This is a genomic window from Enterobacter sp. 01-M-03-SI-ECC (genome assembly GCF_047530215.1).
GTDB classification, from domain to species: domain Bacteria; phylum Pseudomonadota; class Gammaproteobacteria; order Enterobacterales; family Enterobacteriaceae; genus Enterobacter; species Enterobacter chengduensis.
The window spans coordinates 93,020-110,506 of the sequence record NZ_JBLKDA010000005.1; the positions used below are offsets into that span (position 1 = coordinate 93,020).

General features: G+C 60.5%; 18 protein-coding genes. 8 read left to right on the forward strand and 10 right to left on the reverse strand.

The window, feature by feature from the left end; all coding sequences use genetic code 11:
- Nucleotides 1–34: 34 nt before the first annotated feature.
- The 6 genes from recA to mltB form a co-directional block, all read right to left on the reverse strand.
- Complete coding sequence (gene recA / locus ACMWKK_RS06940; RefSeq protein ID WP_008499546.1) at nt 35–1,093, reverse strand: recombinase RecA; 1,059 nt, start codon at nt 1,091–1,093, stop codon at nt 35–37.
- 89 nt (nt 1,094–1,182) lie between these two features.
- Entirely contained in the window at nt 1,183–1,680 is a 498-nt protein-coding gene (gene pncC, locus ACMWKK_RS06945; protein WP_032643004.1) for a nicotinamide-nucleotide amidase, read from the reverse strand.
- 128 nt (nt 1,681–1,808) lie between these two features.
- Nucleotides 1,809–2,687 carry a metal ABC transporter substrate-binding protein gene (locus ACMWKK_RS06950; RefSeq protein WP_112780929.1) on the reverse strand — a complete coding sequence of 293 codons (879 nt, stop codon included), beginning with the start codon at nt 2,685–2,687 and terminating at the stop codon, nt 1,809–1,811.
- 14 nt (nt 2,688–2,701) lie between these two features.
- Entirely contained in the window at nt 2,702–3,562 is an 861-nt protein-coding gene (locus ACMWKK_RS06955; RefSeq protein ID WP_112780930.1) for a metal ABC transporter permease, read from the reverse strand.
- Nucleotides 3,559–4,212 carry a metal ABC transporter ATP-binding protein gene (locus ACMWKK_RS06960; RefSeq protein ID WP_112780931.1) on the reverse strand — a complete coding sequence of 218 codons (654 nt, stop codon included), beginning with the start codon at nt 4,210–4,212 and terminating at the stop codon, nt 3,559–3,561. The genes ACMWKK_RS06955 and ACMWKK_RS06960 overlap by 4 nt, the downstream gene beginning before the upstream one ends.
- 313 nt (nt 4,213–4,525) lie before the next feature.
- Nucleotides 4,526–5,626, reverse strand: coding sequence for a lytic murein transglycosylase B (mltB, locus tag ACMWKK_RS06965; RefSeq protein ID WP_112780932.1), 1,101 nt, complete (start codon nt 5,624–5,626; stop codon nt 4,526–4,528).
- Between the two features lie 253 nt (nt 5,627–5,879).
- Here mltB and srlA point away from each other — a divergent pair, with 253 nt between their 5' ends.
- From srlA to gutQ, 7 genes are all read left to right on the forward strand, one after another.
- Complete coding sequence (srlA, locus tag ACMWKK_RS06970; protein ID WP_023333189.1) at nt 5,880–6,443, forward strand: PTS glucitol/sorbitol transporter subunit IIC; 564 nt, start codon at nt 5,880–5,882, stop codon at nt 6,441–6,443.
- The gene (locus ACMWKK_RS06975) at nt 6,440–7,399 is read left to right on the forward strand and encodes a PTS glucitol/sorbitol transporter subunit IIB (RefSeq protein ID WP_112780933.1); all 960 of its coding nucleotides are present in this window, start codon (nt 6,440–6,442) and stop codon (nt 7,397–7,399) included. Before srlA ends, ACMWKK_RS06975 begins: the two co-directional genes overlap by 4 nt.
- 12 nt (nt 7,400–7,411) lie before the next feature.
- Entirely contained in the window at nt 7,412–7,774 is a 363-nt protein-coding gene (gene srlB, locus ACMWKK_RS06980) for a PTS glucitol/sorbitol transporter subunit IIA (RefSeq protein WP_024907705.1), read from the forward strand.
- A gap of 14 nt (nt 7,775–7,788) precedes the next feature.
- Entirely contained in the window at nt 7,789–8,568 is a 780-nt protein-coding gene (gene srlD, locus ACMWKK_RS06985) for a sorbitol-6-phosphate dehydrogenase (protein WP_112780934.1), read from the forward strand.
- 93 nt (nt 8,569–8,661) lie between these two features.
- Entirely contained in the window at nt 8,662–9,021 is a 360-nt protein-coding gene (gutM, locus tag ACMWKK_RS06990; protein WP_045330685.1) for a transcriptional regulator GutM, read from the forward strand.
- Between the two features lie 63 nt (nt 9,022–9,084).
- Nucleotides 9,085–9,858 (forward strand): glucitol operon DNA-binding transcriptional repressor SrlR, encoded by a 774-nt coding sequence (srlR, locus tag ACMWKK_RS06995; protein WP_021241949.1) that lies wholly within the window; start codon nt 9,085–9,087, stop codon nt 9,856–9,858.
- Nucleotides 9,851–10,816 (forward strand): arabinose-5-phosphate isomerase GutQ, encoded by a 966-nt coding sequence (gene gutQ / locus ACMWKK_RS07000; protein WP_112780935.1) that lies wholly within the window; start codon nt 9,851–9,853, stop codon nt 10,814–10,816. Before srlR ends, gutQ begins: the two co-directional genes overlap by 8 nt.
- 57 nt (nt 10,817–10,873) lie before the next feature.
- Here gutQ and ACMWKK_RS07005 read toward each other — a convergent pair whose 3' ends face one another.
- The 4 genes from ACMWKK_RS07005 to ACMWKK_RS07020 form a co-directional block, all read right to left on the reverse strand.
- Nucleotides 10,874–11,896 carry a HoxN/HupN/NixA family nickel/cobalt transporter gene (locus tag ACMWKK_RS07005; protein ID WP_112780936.1) on the reverse strand — a complete coding sequence of 341 codons (1,023 nt, stop codon included), beginning with the start codon at nt 11,894–11,896 and terminating at the stop codon, nt 10,874–10,876.
- A 1-nt stretch (nt 11,897) separates the two neighbouring features.
- Nucleotides 11,898–14,114: a carbamoyltransferase HypF gene (gene hypF / locus ACMWKK_RS07010; RefSeq protein ID WP_112780937.1), complete on the reverse strand. Its 2,217-nt coding sequence runs from the start codon at nt 14,112–14,114 to the stop codon at nt 11,898–11,900.
- A 6-nt stretch (nt 14,115–14,120) separates the two neighbouring features.
- Nucleotides 14,121–14,666, reverse strand: a complete 546-nt coding sequence (gene hydN / locus ACMWKK_RS07015; RefSeq protein ID WP_045330675.1) for an electron transport protein HydN — start codon at nt 14,664–14,666, stop codon at nt 14,121–14,123.
- A gap of 134 nt (nt 14,667–14,800) precedes the next feature.
- Nucleotides 14,801–15,814 (reverse strand): LacI family DNA-binding transcriptional regulator, encoded by a 1,014-nt coding sequence (locus tag ACMWKK_RS07020; protein WP_112780938.1) that lies wholly within the window; start codon nt 15,812–15,814, stop codon nt 14,801–14,803.
- 214 nt (nt 15,815–16,028) lie between these two features.
- Here ACMWKK_RS07020 and ascF point away from each other — a divergent pair, with 214 nt between their 5' ends.
- Nucleotides 16,029–17,480: a PTS cellobiose/arbutin/salicin transporter subunit IIBC gene (gene ascF / locus ACMWKK_RS07025; RefSeq protein WP_112780939.1), complete on the forward strand. Its 1,452-nt coding sequence runs from the start codon at nt 16,029–16,031 to the stop codon at nt 17,478–17,480.
- Nucleotides 17,481–17,487 lie beyond the last annotated feature (7 nt).

Below are 17,487 nucleotides of genomic sequence, written 5' to 3' on the forward strand. Positions count from 1 at the left end.
CGCATCAGCAGCCCTTCATTTTTAAACGAGAGACTTAGAAGTCTTCGTTGGTTTCTTCAGCATCCGCAGCATCCACTACGAAATCAGGTTTGGAGTCCTGGTTGTTCAGCAGAAGCTCACGCACCTTCTTCTCGATCTCTTTCGCTGCAGCCGGGTTCTCTTTCAGCCAGGAAATGGCATTCGCTTTACCCTGACCAATTTTGTCGCCGTTATAGCTGTACCAGGCGCCCGCTTTTTCAATCAGCTTCTCTTTCACGCCCAGGTCAACCAGCTCGCCGTAGAAGTTAATCCCTTCACCGTAGAGGATCTGGAATTCAGCCTGTTTAAACGGCGCGGCGATTTTGTTCTTCACAACCTTCACGCGGGTCTCGCTACCCACCACGTTCTCACCCTCTTTCACCGCACCGATACGGCGGATATCCAGACGGACAGAGGCGTAGAATTTCAGTGCGTTACCACCAGTCGTGGTTTCCGGGTTACCGAACATCACACCAATTTTCATACGGATCTGGTTGATGAAGATCAGCAGCGTGTTGGACTGCTTCAGGTTACCCGCCAGCTTACGCATCGCCTGGCTCATCATACGTGCCGCGAGGCCCATGTGAGAGTCGCCGATTTCGCCTTCGATTTCCGCTTTTGGCGTCAGTGCGGCAACGGAGTCGACCACGATAACGTCAACGGCACCCGAGCGCGCCAGCGCGTCACAAATTTCCAGCGCCTGCTCACCGGTGTCCGGCTGAGAACACAGCAGATTGTCGATGTCCACGCCCAGTTTACGCGCATAAACAGGGTCCAGCGCGTGCTCGGCATCGATAAACGCACAGGTTTTACCTTCGCGCTGTGCCGCAGCAATCACCTGCAGCGTCAGGGTGGTTTTACCGGAGGACTCTGGCCCGTAGATCTCTACGATACGGCCCATTGGCAGACCGCCCGCGCCCAGCGCGATATCCAGAGAAAGCGAACCGGTGGAGATCGTTTCCACATCCATGGTACGGTCTTCACCCAGGCGCATGATGGAGCCTTTACCGAATTGCTTTTCGATCTGGCCCAGTGCTGCCGCCAACGCTTTCTGTTTGTTTTCGTCGATAGCCATTATTACTCCTGTCATGCCGGGAGAAGCGACTGTGCTTCACCGTGGATTTCTGTTCTGTTGGTGCAATTATACTGTATGGTCATACAGTATCAAGTGTTTTGTAGAAATTGTTGCCAGAGCGTTTTTAACGCATATTCCGTTGCCTGACGACGCACGCTTTCACGATCGCCGCTAAAGCATTCCCGCCGGGTAATGCCTTCACCTTTTGAGGTGGCAAAGCCAAACCAGACGGTGCCGACCGGCTTCACATCGCTGCCGCCGTCCGGGCCCGCAATGCCGCTAATGGAAATCGCGTAATCTGCACGCGCCTCTTTGAGCGCACCAATCGCCATCTCGATCACCACCGGCTCGCTGACCGCGCCGTGCTGTTCCAGCGTGGATTCGCGTACGCCAATCATCTGCGCTTTAGCTTCGTTACTGTAGGTCACAAAGCCGCGCTCAAACCAGGCGGAGCTGCCGGCAATATCGGTAATCGCCTTCGCCACCCAGCCGCCGGTGCAGGACTCCGCGGTGGTGATTGTCGCGCCACGCTGCTTAAGGGCAAGGCCAACGATCTCGCTAAGCTGCATCAATTCATGGTCAGTCATTCTCGCTCCAGGCATCAGAAAAACGTGCTGCACAAGATAGCACTTTCTCGTCAGATGTGGGGATGCGCTTCAGGTTTTACGAGGGGGCTTCAGAAAAAAGCCGGTACGGGTGCACCGGCTGCGGAAGGTTATTTCATGCTGTCGGCAAGCGTATTCACATTGTGACGGAACGCCTTAACGTAGGTGTCGGCCACCCCGCCCTTTGCCGACAGGGCTTCCGGGTAAAGTTCGCCCCCGGGCTGTGCGCCTGTCGCCGACGCAATTTGTTTCACCAGACGCGGGTCGAGCTGGTTTTCCATAAACCAGGTTTTCACGCCGTCGGCTTTAATCTGATTGATAATCTCCGCCACCTGCGCCGCGCTCGCCTCGCTCTCTGAAGAGAGCCCCTGCGGCGCCATAAACGTCACGCCATAGGCGCGGCTGAAATAGCCGAACGCGTCATGGCTGGTCAGCACGTTACGCTTTTTCTGTGGGATCTGGCTAAAGCGCGTTCTGGCCCAGCCGTCCAGCTGCGTCAGCTGCGCGATATACGGCTTGCCTGACGCCTCCAGCGCCGCTTTGTCCTCCGGGTCCGCTTTCACCAGCCCGTTCAGAATATTTTGCGCATACAGCGCCCCGTTTGCCGCGCTGTTCCACGCGTGCGGGTCGGTCACGGTCTTGCCATCTTCCTCAAGCGTATGGGTTTTCACCCCGGCTGAGGCGACGACCAGCTGTCCTTTGAACCCGGAAGCTTTCACCAGACGGTCAAGCCAGCCCTCCAGCCCCAGGCCGTTGACCACCACCACGTCAGCCTTGCTCAGCGCCGCGCTGTCTTTCGGCGACGGCTCGAAGGTGTGCGGATCGCCGTCCGGCCCGACCAGCGTCGTCACCTTCACATGGTCACCGCCGACCTCCTGCGTGATGTCCCCCAGTATCGAAAAGCTGGTGACCACATTCAGCGTTTTCGCCATTACGCCGTGCGACATCATCCCCAGCGCGAGCGCCACTGCTAACCCTGTACGTTTCATCGTTTCCCCTTGCGTTAAAAATACGCCCTCAGACTGCCAGCGAGCCTGCTTCGCGTACCCAATAAAATGGAAATAAAGAACAGCGCGCTGGCGGTCAGCACGATGGATGGCCCGGCCGGGAGACTCATCGCCCAGGAGAGGCTCAGCCCCAGCCATGCGCAGACAATCCCGCTGATGCCCGCCATCAGGAGTAACGCCGGTAGCGTGCGCACCCAGCAGCGTGCCGCCACGGCCGGAAGCATCATCAGCCCGACGGCCATCAGCGTGCCGAGCACCTGAAAACCGGCCACCAGGTTAAGCACCAGCAGCGCCAGAAACAGTCCGTGCAGCACGCCAGGCAGCCAGCGGGCGTTCACCTGTAGCCAGGCGGTATCAAACGCTTCGGTGACCAGACCGCGATAGAACAGCGCCAGCATGATTAGGGTGAACATACACACGCCCGTGACAAACAGCGCGGCGTCGTTGTCCACGGCGAGGATAGAGCCAAACAGCAGGTGCAGCAGGTCGACATTCGACCCGCGCAGCGACACCAGCGTGACTCCCAGCGCCAGCGAGCCAAGATAAAACCCGGCAAAGCTGGCATCTTCCTTAAGCGGCGTGCGGCGACTGACCAGACCGGCGAGCAGCGCCACGGTAATGCCCGCGATAAAACCACCAACGCTCATTGCCAGCAGCGACATGCCGCTAAGCAAATACCCCACGGCGACGCCCGGTAAAATGGCGTGAGAAAGCGCGTCGCCCATCAGGCTCATCCGACGCAGCTGAAGAAACACGCCGAGCGCGGTGGTGCTGACGGAGAGCGCCAGGCAAACCACCAGCGCCCGACGCATAAAGCCGTACTCAATAAACGGCTGGAAGAACAGATGCCAGATCATGCCACCCTCACCCGTTCGGTTTTCCACTGGGGTACGTCAGCATCCAGGCGTAAGGTCTGCGGAAAGTGGCGCGACACGCGCTCGCTATCGTGCAGTACCGCCAGCAGCGTCTGCCCCTGCATATACATCTCCAGCATCACATCCATCAGCACGTTGCAGGTGACTTCATCGACCCCGGTAAAGGGCTCATCGAGCATCACCAGCGGCGCCTGCTGCACCAGGACGCGGGCAAACAGCATGCGCTGAAACTGGCCGCCGGAGAGTTCATCAATGGTGGATAGCGCCATGGATTCCAGCCCAACGCGCTCCAGCGCTCTGACAATGCGCAACCGCGCTTCGCGGCGAAACCCGGAAAGCAGCGATATGCCCGGCCAGCCGCCCATGCTGACCACGTCCTGCACGGTCAGGGGATACTGCGCCTCCAGCGCGTGGCGCTGTGCCAGCCAGCCGATGACCGGGCGCTTGCCCTGCCAGCGGAAGCCGCCGCTCACGGCAGGCATAAACCCGGCGAGCGTTTTCAGCAGCGTGGATTTCCCGCAGCCGTTAGCGCCGATGATGGCGGTCATGCTTCCGCGTTCAATGGTGCCCGAGAGTGGCCGCGTCACGGGCTGGCGTTCATAGCCTGCGACCAGTTCATTCATCACGATCATGGCAGCGCCACCGCCCAGCGCACGGCCAGCGCGATAAAGACAACAAGCCCCAGCGCCAGCAAAACGCGGATCGCGGCAGACAGGGAGAAAAGGGTCGTTGACATAGTGATACCGAAATAAATGTTATAACATAACAATAATGAAAGGTAGTGAAGATGTAAATGGCGGGTTTGAAAAGGGAGTGTGGCGAAATGTTTCTGCAAAACTTCCCTCTCCCGTGGGAGAGGGTCAGGGTGAGGGCATCAGGCCGCACCGTGCGCGCAGCCATGCCGGGTGGCAGCGTTGCCTTACCCGGCCTACCCGTCAGAGCGGCTTATTGACTAAACGGTGATGCCGCTGGAGTACGGGCCTGAGATACCGCCAGCCCCAGCTGCCACACGGCCATCGCATAGTGGGTGCTGTGGTTATAGCGGGTGATGGTGTAGAAGTTCGGCAGACCGTACCAGTACTGATAGCCGGTTCCCACGTCCAGGCGCAGCAGGCTTACCTGGTCAACGTTGCCCAGCGGCTGCGTTGGCGTTAAGCCTGCCGCCGTCAGCTGCGCGACGCTGTATTTGGTTTTAAAACCGTTTTCCAGACCAAACGCCTCGCCGTTCGCCTGCACCGCCACCTGGCCGCCCGGCACCCAGCCGTGTGCTTTGAAGTAGTTCGCCACGCTGCCGATGGCATCTACCGGATCCCACAGGTTGATATGGCCATCTCCGTTAAAGTCGACCGCATACTGTTTATAGGAGGACGGCATAAACTGGCCGTAGCCCATCGCGCCGGCAAACGACCCTTTCAGATCGAGCGGATCGTCCTGCTCGCTGCGCGCCATCAGCAGAAAGGTTTCCAGCTCGGAAGAGAAATACTCCGCGCGGCGCGGGTAGTTAAAGGAGAGCGTCGCCAGCGCGTCGAGGATGCGGGTTTTCCCCATCACGCGGCCCCAGCGGGTTTCCACGCCGATAATCCCGACGATGATTTCCGGCGGTACGCCGTACAACTGCCAGGCGCGGTTGAGCGCATCTTCATACTGATTCCAGAACGCCACGCCGTTTTGCACGTTGTCCGGGGTAATAAACTGTTTGCGATAGCGCAGCCACGCGCCGTTCGGCCCGCTCGGCACCTGGGCCGTTGGCGCCTGCCTGTCCATCAGGCGCAGCACGTAGTCCAGACGCCTGGCCTGAGACAAAATCTCGTGCAGCTGCTGCCTGTCAAAGCCGTGTTTGCTCACCATTTTATCGATGAACTGCTCGGCCGCCGGGTTATTCGCGAAGTCGCCGCCCATCTGCATCATGTTGTGCTGCGGCTCCAGCAGGAATCCTCCGGAAGGCGCGCCTGCCGTTTGCTGAACGGCTTCGGTCTTAGGTTTGCTACTACAGGCAGACAGCAGAATAAGCGCAGGCAACAGCGCTGCATAACGACGCTTGAACATGAGACATCCATTTAACGGGTTCGATAAGAATCCCAGTATGGTAAAGCATCCGCAACACCTCAAGGAAGCGGTACGCACCTCCCCAACGCAAATCGGTGCTTTTTTCCACCGAAAAGCATTGATGCCATCAATAAACTTTCAAAATAATCCATTTTTCTTTCATTGTGAGATCTAACTAACACTTTAAAACCTTTCAAAGTGATTATTATTAGCCCAGTCAGACAAAAACAAAAAAGCCCCACAGGAGAGAAGAATGATAGAAACCATCACCCACGGCGCCGAGTGGTTCATCGGGCTGTTTCAGAAAGGCGGAGAAGTGTTCACCGGCATGGTGACCGGGATCCTGCCCCTGCTAATCAGCCTGCTGGTGATCATGAACGCGCTGATAAACTTTATCGGCCAGCAGCGCATTGAACGCTTCGCCCAGCGCTGCGCCGGCAACCCGCTGTCCCGCTACCTGGTGTTGCCGTTCATCGGCACCTTTGTGTTCTGTAACCCGATGACCTTAAGCCTCGGTCGGTTCATGCCGGAAAAGTACAAGCCGAGCTACTACGCCGCCGCTTCCTACAGCTGCCACTCCATGAACGGCCTGTTCCCGCACATCAACCCCGGCGAGCTGTTTGTCTATCTCGGGATCGCCAGCGGCCTGACCACGCTTGGCCTGCCGCTCGGCCCGCTGGCGGTGAGCTACCTGCTGGTCGGCCTGGTCACCAACTTTTTCCGCGGCTGGGTGACCGATCTCACTACCGCTATTTTCGAGAAAAAAATGGGCATCCAGCTTGAACAGAAAGTCCATCTATCAGGAGCCACAGCATGAACCGGATCCGCATTGAGAAAGGCACGGGCGGCTGGGGTGGCCCGCTGGAGTTCGACGCCACCGAAGGCAAAAAGATCGTCTACATCACCGCGGGCACGCGCCCGGCAATCGTCGACAGGCTGCGCGAGCTGACCGGCTGGGAAGCGGTCGACGGCTTCAAGGAGGGCGAGCCGCCGGAAGCGGAAATCGGCGTGGCGGTGATCGACTGCGGCGGCACGCTGCGCTGCGGCATCTATCCAAAGCGTCGCATTCCAACGGTGAATATTCACTCCACCGGAAAATCCGGCCCGCTGGCGCAGTACATCCTTGAAGACATTTATGTCTCGGGCGTGAAGGAGGACAACATCGCTCTGGTGAATGGCAGCCCCGCGCCGCAAAAAGCGGCTCCCCGCGAGTACGACACCAGCAAGAAAATCACCGAGCAGAGCGATGGACTGCTGGCGAAGGTCGGGATGGGCATGGGGTCCGCCGTGGCGGTGCTGTTCCAGTCCGGGCGCGACACCATCGACACGGTATTGAAAACCATCCTGCCGTTTATGGCGTTCGTCTCGGCGCTGATCGGCATCATCATGGCGTCCGGCCTGGGCGACTGGATTGCCCACGGCCTCGCCCCGCTCGCCAGCCACCCGCTCGGGCTGGTGACGCTGGCGCTGATCTGCTCCTTCCCGCTGCTGTCGCCGTTCCTCGGCCCGGGCGCGGTGATCGCTCAGGTCATCGGCGTGCTGATTGGCGTGCAGATTGGGCTCGGGAACATTCCCCCACACCTCGCCCTGCCAGCCCTGTTTGCCATTAACGCCCAGGCGGCGTGCGACTTCATCCCCGTTGGGCTGTCGCTGGCCGAAGCGCGTCAGGACACCGTGCGCGTGGGCGTGCCCTCCGTGCTGGTGAGCCGCTTCCTGACGGGCGCGCCGGCGGTGCTGATTGCCTGGTTTGTCTCCGGCTTTATTTATCAATAAGAGGTTCCTGCGATGACCGTGATTTACCAGACCACCATTACCCGCATCGGGCAGAGCGCGGCGGATGCGCTGAGCGACCAGATGCTGATCACCTTCCGCGAAGGGGCCCCTGCGGATATCGAAGAGTTTTGCTTTATCCACTGCCACGGCGAGCTTAAGGGCGAGCTGAAGGCCGGGAGCCAGCTGGAGCTGGGCGAGGCGCGCTATGCCGTCACCGCCGTCGGCGACGTGGCCGAGCAAAACCTGCGCGAACTGGGCCACATCACCCTGCGTTTCGACGGCCAGCCGCAGGCGGAATATCCCGGCACGGTTCATGTGGACGGCCCCGTTCCGCAGGCTGTTACCCCAGGCTGTACGTTAAAATTTGTTGCGTAATTAAGGAGATAGACATGAGTCAGGTTGCCGTTGTCATTGGTGGGGGACAAACCTTAGGCGAGTTCCTCTGCCGTGGGCTTGCCGCAGAAGGTTACCGCGTCGCGGTAGTGGACATTCAGAGTGAAAAAGCCGCCCGCGTGGCGGACGCCATCAACACCGAGTTTGGTGAAGAGATGGCGTACGGGTTTGGTGCCGACGCCACCAGCGAGCAGAGCGTAATGGCGCTGGCCCGCGGGGTGGACGAGATTTTTGGCCGAACCGACCTGCTGGTCTACAGCGCGGGAATTGCGAAAGCGGCCTTTATCAGCGATTTCGAACTGGGGGATTTTGACCGCTCGCTGCAGGTCAATCTGGTGGGCTATTTCCTCTGCGCCCGCGAGTTTTCCCGTCTGATGATCCGCGACGGCATTCAGGGGCGCATCATTCAGATCAACTCCAAATCCGGGAAGGTGGGCAGCAAGCACAACTCCGGCTACAGCGCGGCGAAGTTTGGCGGCGTGGGGCTGACGCAGTCTCTGGCGCTGGATCTCGCCGAATACGGCATTACCGTGCATTCGCTGATGCTGGGCAACCTGCTGAAATCGCCGATGTTCCAGTCCCTGCTGCCGCAGTACGCCACCAAGCTCGGCATCAAGGCTGAGGAAGTGGAGCAGTACTACATCGACAAAGTGCCGCTGAAGCGCGGGTGCGACTATCAGGACGTGCTGAACATGCTGCTGTTTTACGCCAGCCCGAAAGCCTCGTACTGCACCGGGCAGTCGATTAACGTCACCGGCGGGCAGGTGATGTTCTGAGTTCATTCCCCGGTGGCGCTGCGCTTACCGGGGCTACAAAACCCCGTAGGCCGGGTAAGGCGCAGCCGCCCCCCGGCAATTAAAGGAGCCGATATGGTCACCGCACTCATCACCGTCGCCGCCCTCGCCTGGATCTGCCAGATGGCGTTTGGCGGCTGGCAAATCCACCAGTTCAACCGCGCGTTTGATGCCCTGTGCCAGAAAGGCCGCGTGGGCGTCGGGCGTTCCGGCGGACGCTTTAAGCCGCGCGTCGTCGTGGCGATTGCGCTGGATGAAAATAACACCGTCTGCGATTCCCTCATCATGCGCGGCCTGACCGTATTCGCCCGTCCGGTGAAAATCCAGGCAATCAACGGCATTTCGCTGCAGGAATTGCGGCCTGATGTGATCTTTCCCCATGATCCGCTCTGTCAGAATGCACTATCATTAGCGCTTAATCTGAAACATGGATAATTTCGTTGTGAAAGCTATAGGCTTGCGAAATTATCATTTCGCAACCTAAGGAACGAAGCGCCTATGAAACCTCGTCAGCGGCAGGCGGCCATTCTGGAACATCTGCAAAAGCAGGGAAAATGTTCGGTAGAGGACCTGGCCCACTACTTTGACACCACCGGCACGACGATACGCAAGGACCTGGTATTGCTCGAAAACTCAGGGGCCGTCATTCGAACCTACGGCGGCGTGGTGCTCAATAAGGACGAAGCGGACCCGCCCATCGATCACAAAACGCTGATCAACACCCACCAGAAGGCGCTTATCGCCGAAGCGGCGGTGAAATTTATCCACGATGGCGACTCGATTATCCTTGACGCTGGCAGCACCGTCCTGCAGATGATCCCCCTGCTCAGCCGCTTTAACAACATCACGGTGATGACCAACAGCCTGCATATCGTCAACGCCCTGTCGGAATTCGACAGCGAGCAGACCATCCTGATGCCCGGCGGCACCTTTCGCAAAAAATCGGCGTCGTTTCACGGTCAGCTGGCCGAGAACGCGTTCGACCACTTCAGCTTTGATAAGCTGTTCATGGGCACCGACGGCATCGACCTGAACGCGGGCGTCACGACGTTCAACGAGGTGTTCAGCGTCAGTAAAGCCATGTGCAACGCCGCGCGGGAAGTGATTTTGATGGCGGACTCGTCGAAGTTTGGCCGTAAAAGCCCCAATATTGTCTGTAGCCTGGAGAGCGTCGATAAGCTGATTACCGACGCAGGTATCGATCCGGCGTTCAGGAAAGCGCTGGAAGAGAAAGGCATCGACGTGATCGTAACCGGAGAGAGAGATGAGTGATTTTCTGTTAGAAACGGGCCGCCAGACGCTGATGCTGGAGCTGCAGGAAGCCAGCCGCCTGCCGGAACGTCTGGGCGACGACTTTGTCCGCGCCGCCAACACCATTATCCACTGCGAAGGCAAAGTGATCGTGGCGGGCATCGGTAAATCCGGCCATATCGGCAAAAAGATTGCCGCGACGCTCGCCAGCACCGGCACCCCGGCCTTCTTCGTGCATCCCGCGGAGGCGCTGCACGGCGATCTGGGGATGATAGAGAGCCGCGACGTGATGCTGTTTATCTCCTACTCCGGTTCGGCCAAAGAGCTGGATCTCATCATTCCTCGCCTGCAGGAGAAATCGGTCGCCCTGCTGGCGATGACCGGCAAGTCCCGCTCGCCGCTGGCGCTGGCCGCCAAGGCGACGCTGGATATTTCCGTTGAGCGTGAAGCCTGTCCAATGCACCTTGCCCCGACCTCCAGCACCGTCAACACCCTGATGATGGGCGACGCGCTGGCGATGGCGGTGATGCAGGCGCGCGGCTTTAACGAAGAAGATTTCGCCCGCTCGCATCCGGCGGGCGCGCTCGGCGCACGCCTGCTCAACAAGGTTCACCACCTGATGCGCACCGACGATGCCATTCCGCAGGTCAAACTTGATACCAGCGTGATGGACGCGATGCTGGAGCTGAGCCGCACCGGTCTGGGGCTGGTGGCGGTGTGCGACGACGACGGTTACGTCAAAGGCGTATTCACCGACGGCGACCTGCGCCGCTGGCTGGTGGGCGGCGGCAGGCTGGAAACACGCGTGTCTGACGCCATGACCCAGGGCGGCCTGACGCTGAACGCCGAGAGCCGCGCCACTGAAGCCAAAGAGGTGCTGATGAAGCGCAAAATCACCGCCGCACCGGTGGTGGATGACACCGGCAGACTGTGCGGCGCCATCAACCTGCAGGACTTCTACCAGGCCGGGATTATCTAACCCTTCAGCCCCATGCGCGTCGCCAACCGGTGCAGGCTGGCGACGCCCAGCACCTCCTCAGGAACGCACCACCAGCGCGTCGTAGCCGCGCCAGCGGTAGTTGACCATGGAGATCAGCCAGCAGGCGACAAACAGCCCGACCACCACAAACCCGGCGTTGCCGAGGTTGTCGTTCACCGCGCCCACCAGATCCCACACGCCGCCGCTGAGGGCAAATTTATCCATCAGCAGGCCCAGCGCCTCAAGCCCACCGATAAACAGCGCCACCACTACGGAGGTGCCGGTGATGGTCATGTTGTAGTAGAGCTTGCGCTGCGGCTTGTTAAACGCCCAGCCGTAGGCGCCGACCATCAGCAGGTTGTCGAGGGTATCCACCAGCGCCATGCCGCTGGCGAAGAGCGCCGGGAAGATCATGATTGACCACACGGACATTCCACTGGAGGCGCTGGCGGCAGAGATCCCCAGCACGCCGATTTCGGTGGCGGTATCAAACCCGAGGCCAAACAGGAAGCCTACCAGGTACATCTGCCAGCTTTTATTGACAAGGCGGAAGGTTTTGCCAAACAGCCAGTTCATGACGCCGCCCTGCGCGGGCAGGGTGATATCGCCCTGCACCGGCCTGCCGCTTTTCAGCGCCTGAAAACTGCGCCAGACGCCGCGCAAAATCACCATATTCACCAGCGCCATCGCCAGCAGGAAAGCGGCGGAAACGGCGGTGCCAATCAGGCTGCCGGTTTCGTGGAACCATGCCATGTTTTTCTGAAACGCCGTGGCGGTGGCGGCGATGGCAATGGAGGCCAGCACCACGATGGTGGAGTGTCCCAGCGAGAACCACGCCCCCACGCCGGACGGGCGTTGGCCCTGCTGCATCATCTTACGCGTCACGGTATCAATGGCGGCAATGTGGTCGGCGTCCACCGCGTGACGCAGCCCGTAGCACCACGCCAGCAGGCTGGCGGCCATCAGCGCCGTGCTGCCGCTAAAGGTGTGCCATGCCCATCCCCAGGCCAGCAGGTTTGCCATTACCAGAGCCAGCAGCAGAAGCGCGGCGCGAGGTTCATTGCGTAAGAGTCGTAACATTTTAAGTCCTTTGTAAACATGACCGGGCGGCGGCGATCGCCGCCTGCCCGAAGGAGATCGCTCCGTCGCCTGCGGGCAGGCGCGAAGGAAAAAGAAGCGTAAAGTCAGAAAGATAATGACGCAGGCGCGCGCGCAGCAGACGGTTGTGCAGCACGCCGCCGCTGAGACAGATTGTCGACAGCGACAGGCGCCGGGCATGAAAGGCGGCGAGCTCTGCCAGCCCTTTAGCCAGCGCGTCGTGAAACGCCCACGCGCGCGCGCTGGGCTCCGCCTGCCAGCTCAGCCACTGCTGCCAGAAAAGTGCGAGGTTATCCGCTTCCAGCGTCACCGGATGATCGACACCCGCGCACTGCGATGCCAGCGCTTCCAGCCGACAGGCCGCCTCCCCCTCCCAGGATTGGGTTTCAATACCCAGCGCACAGGCGACGGCATCAAACAGGCGGCCGCAGGACGACGCCCGCGGCGCATTGATACCGCGCCGGATCGCCGTCGCCAGCAGCGCCCAGTTCTGACGCTGAACCGCGCGCGTTTCCGGATAGCGCTGCCAGTCAGGGGTAAACGCCAGACAGTGGGCAAGCAAATTGCGCCACGGCTGCCGGGCCGCCAGATCGCCACCCGGCAGCGCAACGGCGGGCAGCCCGCCCAGACGCTCGCACTCCAGGTAGTTCACCCGCAGGCACTCTCCCCCCCACAGCGCGCCGTTTTCGCCCATGCCGATGCCGTCCAGCGTCAGGGCGATAACGTCTCCGCCCTCGCGCGGCCAACCGTTTTCCGCCAGGCACGCCGCGGCGTGGGCGTGATGATGCAGCACGGTTTCAACGGGCAGCCCCTGCGCCTGCGCCCAGCGGCGAGCGCGGTACCCCGGATGGGCGTCGCACACCACGCGCTCCGGCTGGAAGGCGTAAATGTCCTGCATCAGCGACAGCGCGCCGCGCCACTGCGCGTCGACACCCTCGTCACCGAGATCGCCAAAATGCTGGCTCAGCACCGCCTGGTTGCCGCGCACCAGGCAGAAGGTGTTTTTCATCTCCGCACCGGTACACAACATGGCGGGAATATTCTCGAAACCCGCAGGCAACGTGACGGCATCCGGCACAAAACCGCGCGCGCGGCGAAGCATTGCGCCGTCGCGGTCCACCACCGAATCGTCCATCCGCTGCAGGATGTCGCGGTTATGCAGCAGGAAGCCGTCCGCGATGCCGCGGAGATCGTCCAGCGCCTGCGGGTTGGTGATGGCAGGCGGCCTGCCGCTGAGGTTGCCGGAGGTCATCACCAGCGGCCGCTGACAGTCCATCATCAGAAGATGCTGCAGCGGGTTAGCGGGCAGCATGACGCCCACGCTATCCAGACCGGGCGCGATATCTTCCGGGAACACGGGCAGCCAGGCTTTTGGCGTGAGCACAATCGGTGCGGCGGGTGAGCGCAGCAGCGTCTGAATCGTCTCCGGCAGATCGTCCGCATGGGGGATCATCACAGCCAGCGGCTTCGCGGGACGCTGCTTGCGCGCCCGAAGCGTCGCGATCGCCTGCGGATTACGCGCGTCGCAGACGAGATGAAAACCGCCCAGCCCTTTGACCGCGACGATACCGCCGCTTTTCAGCATCGCCACCGCCGCGTGCAGCGCAGCCTCGCGGGCAGCCGCGACGCCGCCCGCCTGCCACTCCAGCGCGGGCCCGCAGTCCGGACAGGCGACCGGCTGGGCGTGAAAGCGGCGGTCGGCAGGATTGCGGTACTCCGCTTCACACGGCGCGCAGAGCGGGAAAAGCGCCATTGAGGTGGCCGGGCGGTCGTAGGGCATGGCGCGGATAATGGTAAACCGCGGCCCACAGTGGGTGCAGTTGATAAACGGATAGCGGTAACGGCGCTCGCCGGGGTCGCGCATTTCAGCCAGACACGCCGGACAGGTCGCGGCATCCGGCACAATCTGGGTGTTCATCGCGCTGCCCACGCTGTGGCGGATGGTAAAGTCCTCCGGCACGTGCGCCCAGGTAAACGGCTGCGTTTCAACGCGATCGATGCGTGCCAGCGGCGGGCAGTCCTGATGCAGCCTCGCGGTAAAGGCCCCCCCATTACCCGCGAGGCGCACCAGCACGCCCTCTCCGTCATTGCAGACGTCACCGGTCAACTGAAGCGCCTGCGCAAGCTGCCAGACGAAGGGACGAAACCCTACGCCCTGCACTTTGCCGCGCACGCGCAGCTGAACGCCGTTGCTGCTCATGACGGTTCAGAACAGCAGTGATGACGACGTGTCGAACGCCGCGCGACGGCGCTTTTCGGCGCTCATCTGCTCCAGCTTTTCGCGATCCACGCAGACCAGCGCGTGCGTCGGGCAGGCTTCTATACAGGCCGGGCCGGCTTCACGGTGGTAGCAAAGGTCACATTTGTTGGCTTCGGCTTTGTCTGCGCGCACGCTCAGACCCATGCCGCTGTTGCGCACCACCGGACGAACCACCACCTCCATCGCGCCATACGGGCAGGCGACCACGCAGGTTTTGCAGCCGATGCAGCGCTCCTGCATGACGTGCACAAAACCTTTCTCGCGTTTAATCGCCCCGTTCGGGCAGACGTTCGCGCACGGGGCGTCTTCGCACTGGCGACAAATGGCGGCGGTGGAAATGTTCACGCCTTTGATGACGTGGATGCGCGGCAGGAAGGTGTCAGGGGTCAGCGACGCGCAGTCCTGCTCCGCCTGATGGGAAACCACGCACGCCACTTCACAGGTACGGCAACCGATACACTTACTGGCATCGGCCATAATAAAACGGTTCATCTGCTTCTCCAGCATTACAGTTATGCGCGGAGATATTCATAAAACGTGCCAATAATTAACACATTGATTTTATAGGAATTTAAAAATCACTTCAGTGCCGTCATCGTCACTTATGACGATGACAGCTGTCGACATCAGCGGTGCGGGCCGTCAATAACCGAGTCGCGCAGGACCAGCTCGCCGGAGAAGGTTTGCTGATATTTAAACTCACCGCCGTCGAGCATGAAGATCAGCCGGCTGATGGTCTCTTTGATCATCTCCGTCACCGGAATACGCACGCTGGAGAGCGACGGCACGATGTAGGGCGCGATGGCCACGTCGTCGAATCCGATCACCGATACCGCGTCCGGGGTGGCGACGCCGCTGTCGTGCAGCTGCTTCATGGCACCGATTGCCATATCGTCATTGCTCGCCACCAGCGCCGTAAAGCGTTCGCCGCGAGCCAGCAGCTCGGACACCGCCGCCGCGCCGCTGGCGGGGTGCCACTTGCCCTGCGCAATCAGCCCCTCGCGCAGCGGAATACCGTGCTGCGCCAGCGCGTCCTTATAGCCTGAGAGACGCTCAACCCCGGTGGGAGAATCCAGCGAGCCGGTAATAAACGCGATCTCCCGGTGCCCTTTGGCAATCAGCTTTAACACCGCCTCCTGACTGGAGGCCTTATGATCGGACCACACGCTGTGGCTGCTATTTTTCCGCAGGCGGCGGTTGAGCACCATAATGGGCTGATCGCACTTCTCGACGATCTCATCCATCTCTTCCACGCTCAGGAAACGCGGGTAGATGATCACCGCGTCGCAGCGCATATCGAGCAGGTACTGGATCGCTTCGCGCTCCTCATCCGCGCTGTGCTTGCCGTCCGCAAGGATCAGCTGCCGCCCTTTCTCCTCCGTCATGCGCGCGGCGTGAAACAGCAGTTCGCTAAAGTAGACGCCGTGATAAAGGGTATTGGTCACTACCAGCCCCAGCGTCTGGGTACGCTTAGTTGCCAGATTGCGCGCCAGCAAATTCGGGCGATAGCCGCTCTCTTCAATGGCCTGAAACACCCGGTCTTTGGTCTCCTGGCTGACGTAGCCATTTCCCGACAGCACCCGAGATACCGTGGCCTTCGAAACGCCTGCCCGCTTCGCCACTTCAAGCATCGTGGTCATGTTGTTATTCCATCTGAATCCGATGAAGCGCAGTGTACTGCACTGCAAAAAAATTGTCCTGGCGTCGAAATCACGCTTTCGACACCCTATCGCGATCCGCATCACGAAACGAAAAAATGGTCAAAAAGCGATCTTGTTTCAATCATAAAAACTCATGATGATTATGTGAAACCGGTTTCCTACACTTCTCACAACGATAACAGGATCACATCCGATGGCCAAAAATTACGCTGCGCTGGCGAACGACGTTATCAGCGCGCTGGGCGGCAAAGAGAACATCGTCGCCGTCACCCACTGCATGACGCGTTTACGCTTCGTTCTGAAAGACGAGAGCCTTACCGACGCGGCGCGCCTGAAAAGCATCAGCGGCGTGCTCGGCGTAGTGCGCAACGACAACCAGTGCCAGGTGATCGTTGGCAATACCGTTTCACAGGCTTACCGCGAAGTGGTGAGCCTGCTGCCTACTGACCTGCAGCCCGCCGTGCCGGAAGGGCCGCAGAAGATGACCTTACGCCGCATCGGCGCCGGGATCCTCGACGCGCTGATCGGCACCATGTCCCCGCTGATCCCGGCGATCATCGGCGGTTCGATGGTCAAGCTGCTGGCGATGATCCTTGAGATGACCGGCGTGCTGCCAAAAGGCGCGCCGACGCTCACCATTCTGACGGTGATTGGCGACGGGGCGTTCTTCTTCCTGCCGCTCATGGTGGCGGCCTCGGCGGCGGTGAAGTTCAAAACCAACATGTCGCTGGCGATCGCCATTGCGGGCGTGCTGGTGCACCCGAGCTTTATCGAGCTGATGGCGAAGGCCGCGCAGGGCGAGCACGTTGAGTTCGCCTTTATTCCGGTGACGGCGGTGAAATACACCTACACCGTCATCCCCGCGCTGGTGATGACCTGGTGCCTGTCGTACATCGAACGCTGGGTGGATCGCATTACCCCGGCGGTGACGAAGAACTTCCTCAAGCCGATGCTGATCGTGCTGATTGCCGCCCCGCTCGCCATCGTGCTGATTGGGCCGCTGGGGATCTGGATCGGGAGCGCCATTTCCGCGCTGGTCTACACCATTCACGGCTACCTGGGCTGGCTCTCCGTCGCCATTATGGGCGCACTCTGGCCGCTGCTGGTCATGACCGGGATGCACCGCGTCTTTACGCCAACCATCATTCAGACCATTGCCGAAACGGGCAAAGAAGGGATGGTGATGCCGTCGGAAATCGGCGCCAACCTGTCGCTCGGCGGATCGTCGCTGGCGGTGGCGTGGAAAACCAAAAACCCGGAGCTGCGCCAGACGGCGCTGGCGGCGGCAGCCTCCGCCATTATGGCGGGGATCTCCGAACCGGCCCTGTACGGCGTGGCGGTGCGTCTTAAACGTCCGCTGGTTGCGAGCCTGATCAGCGGCTTTATCTGCGGCGCGGTAGCCGGCATGGCGGGTCTTGCCAGCCACTCGATGGCAGCGCCGGGGCTGTTTACCAGCGTGCAGTTCTTCGATCCGGCCAACCCGATGACCATCGTCTGGGTGTTTGGCGTGATGGGGCTGGCAGTGGTGCTGTCGTTTGTTCTGACCCTGCTGTTAGGGTTTGAGGATATCCCGGTCGAAGACGAGGCCGAAAAAGCGCGCGCCCTGCAGACCGCGCCGGTACCGAACGGCGCAGCAAAAGCATAAATTGAAA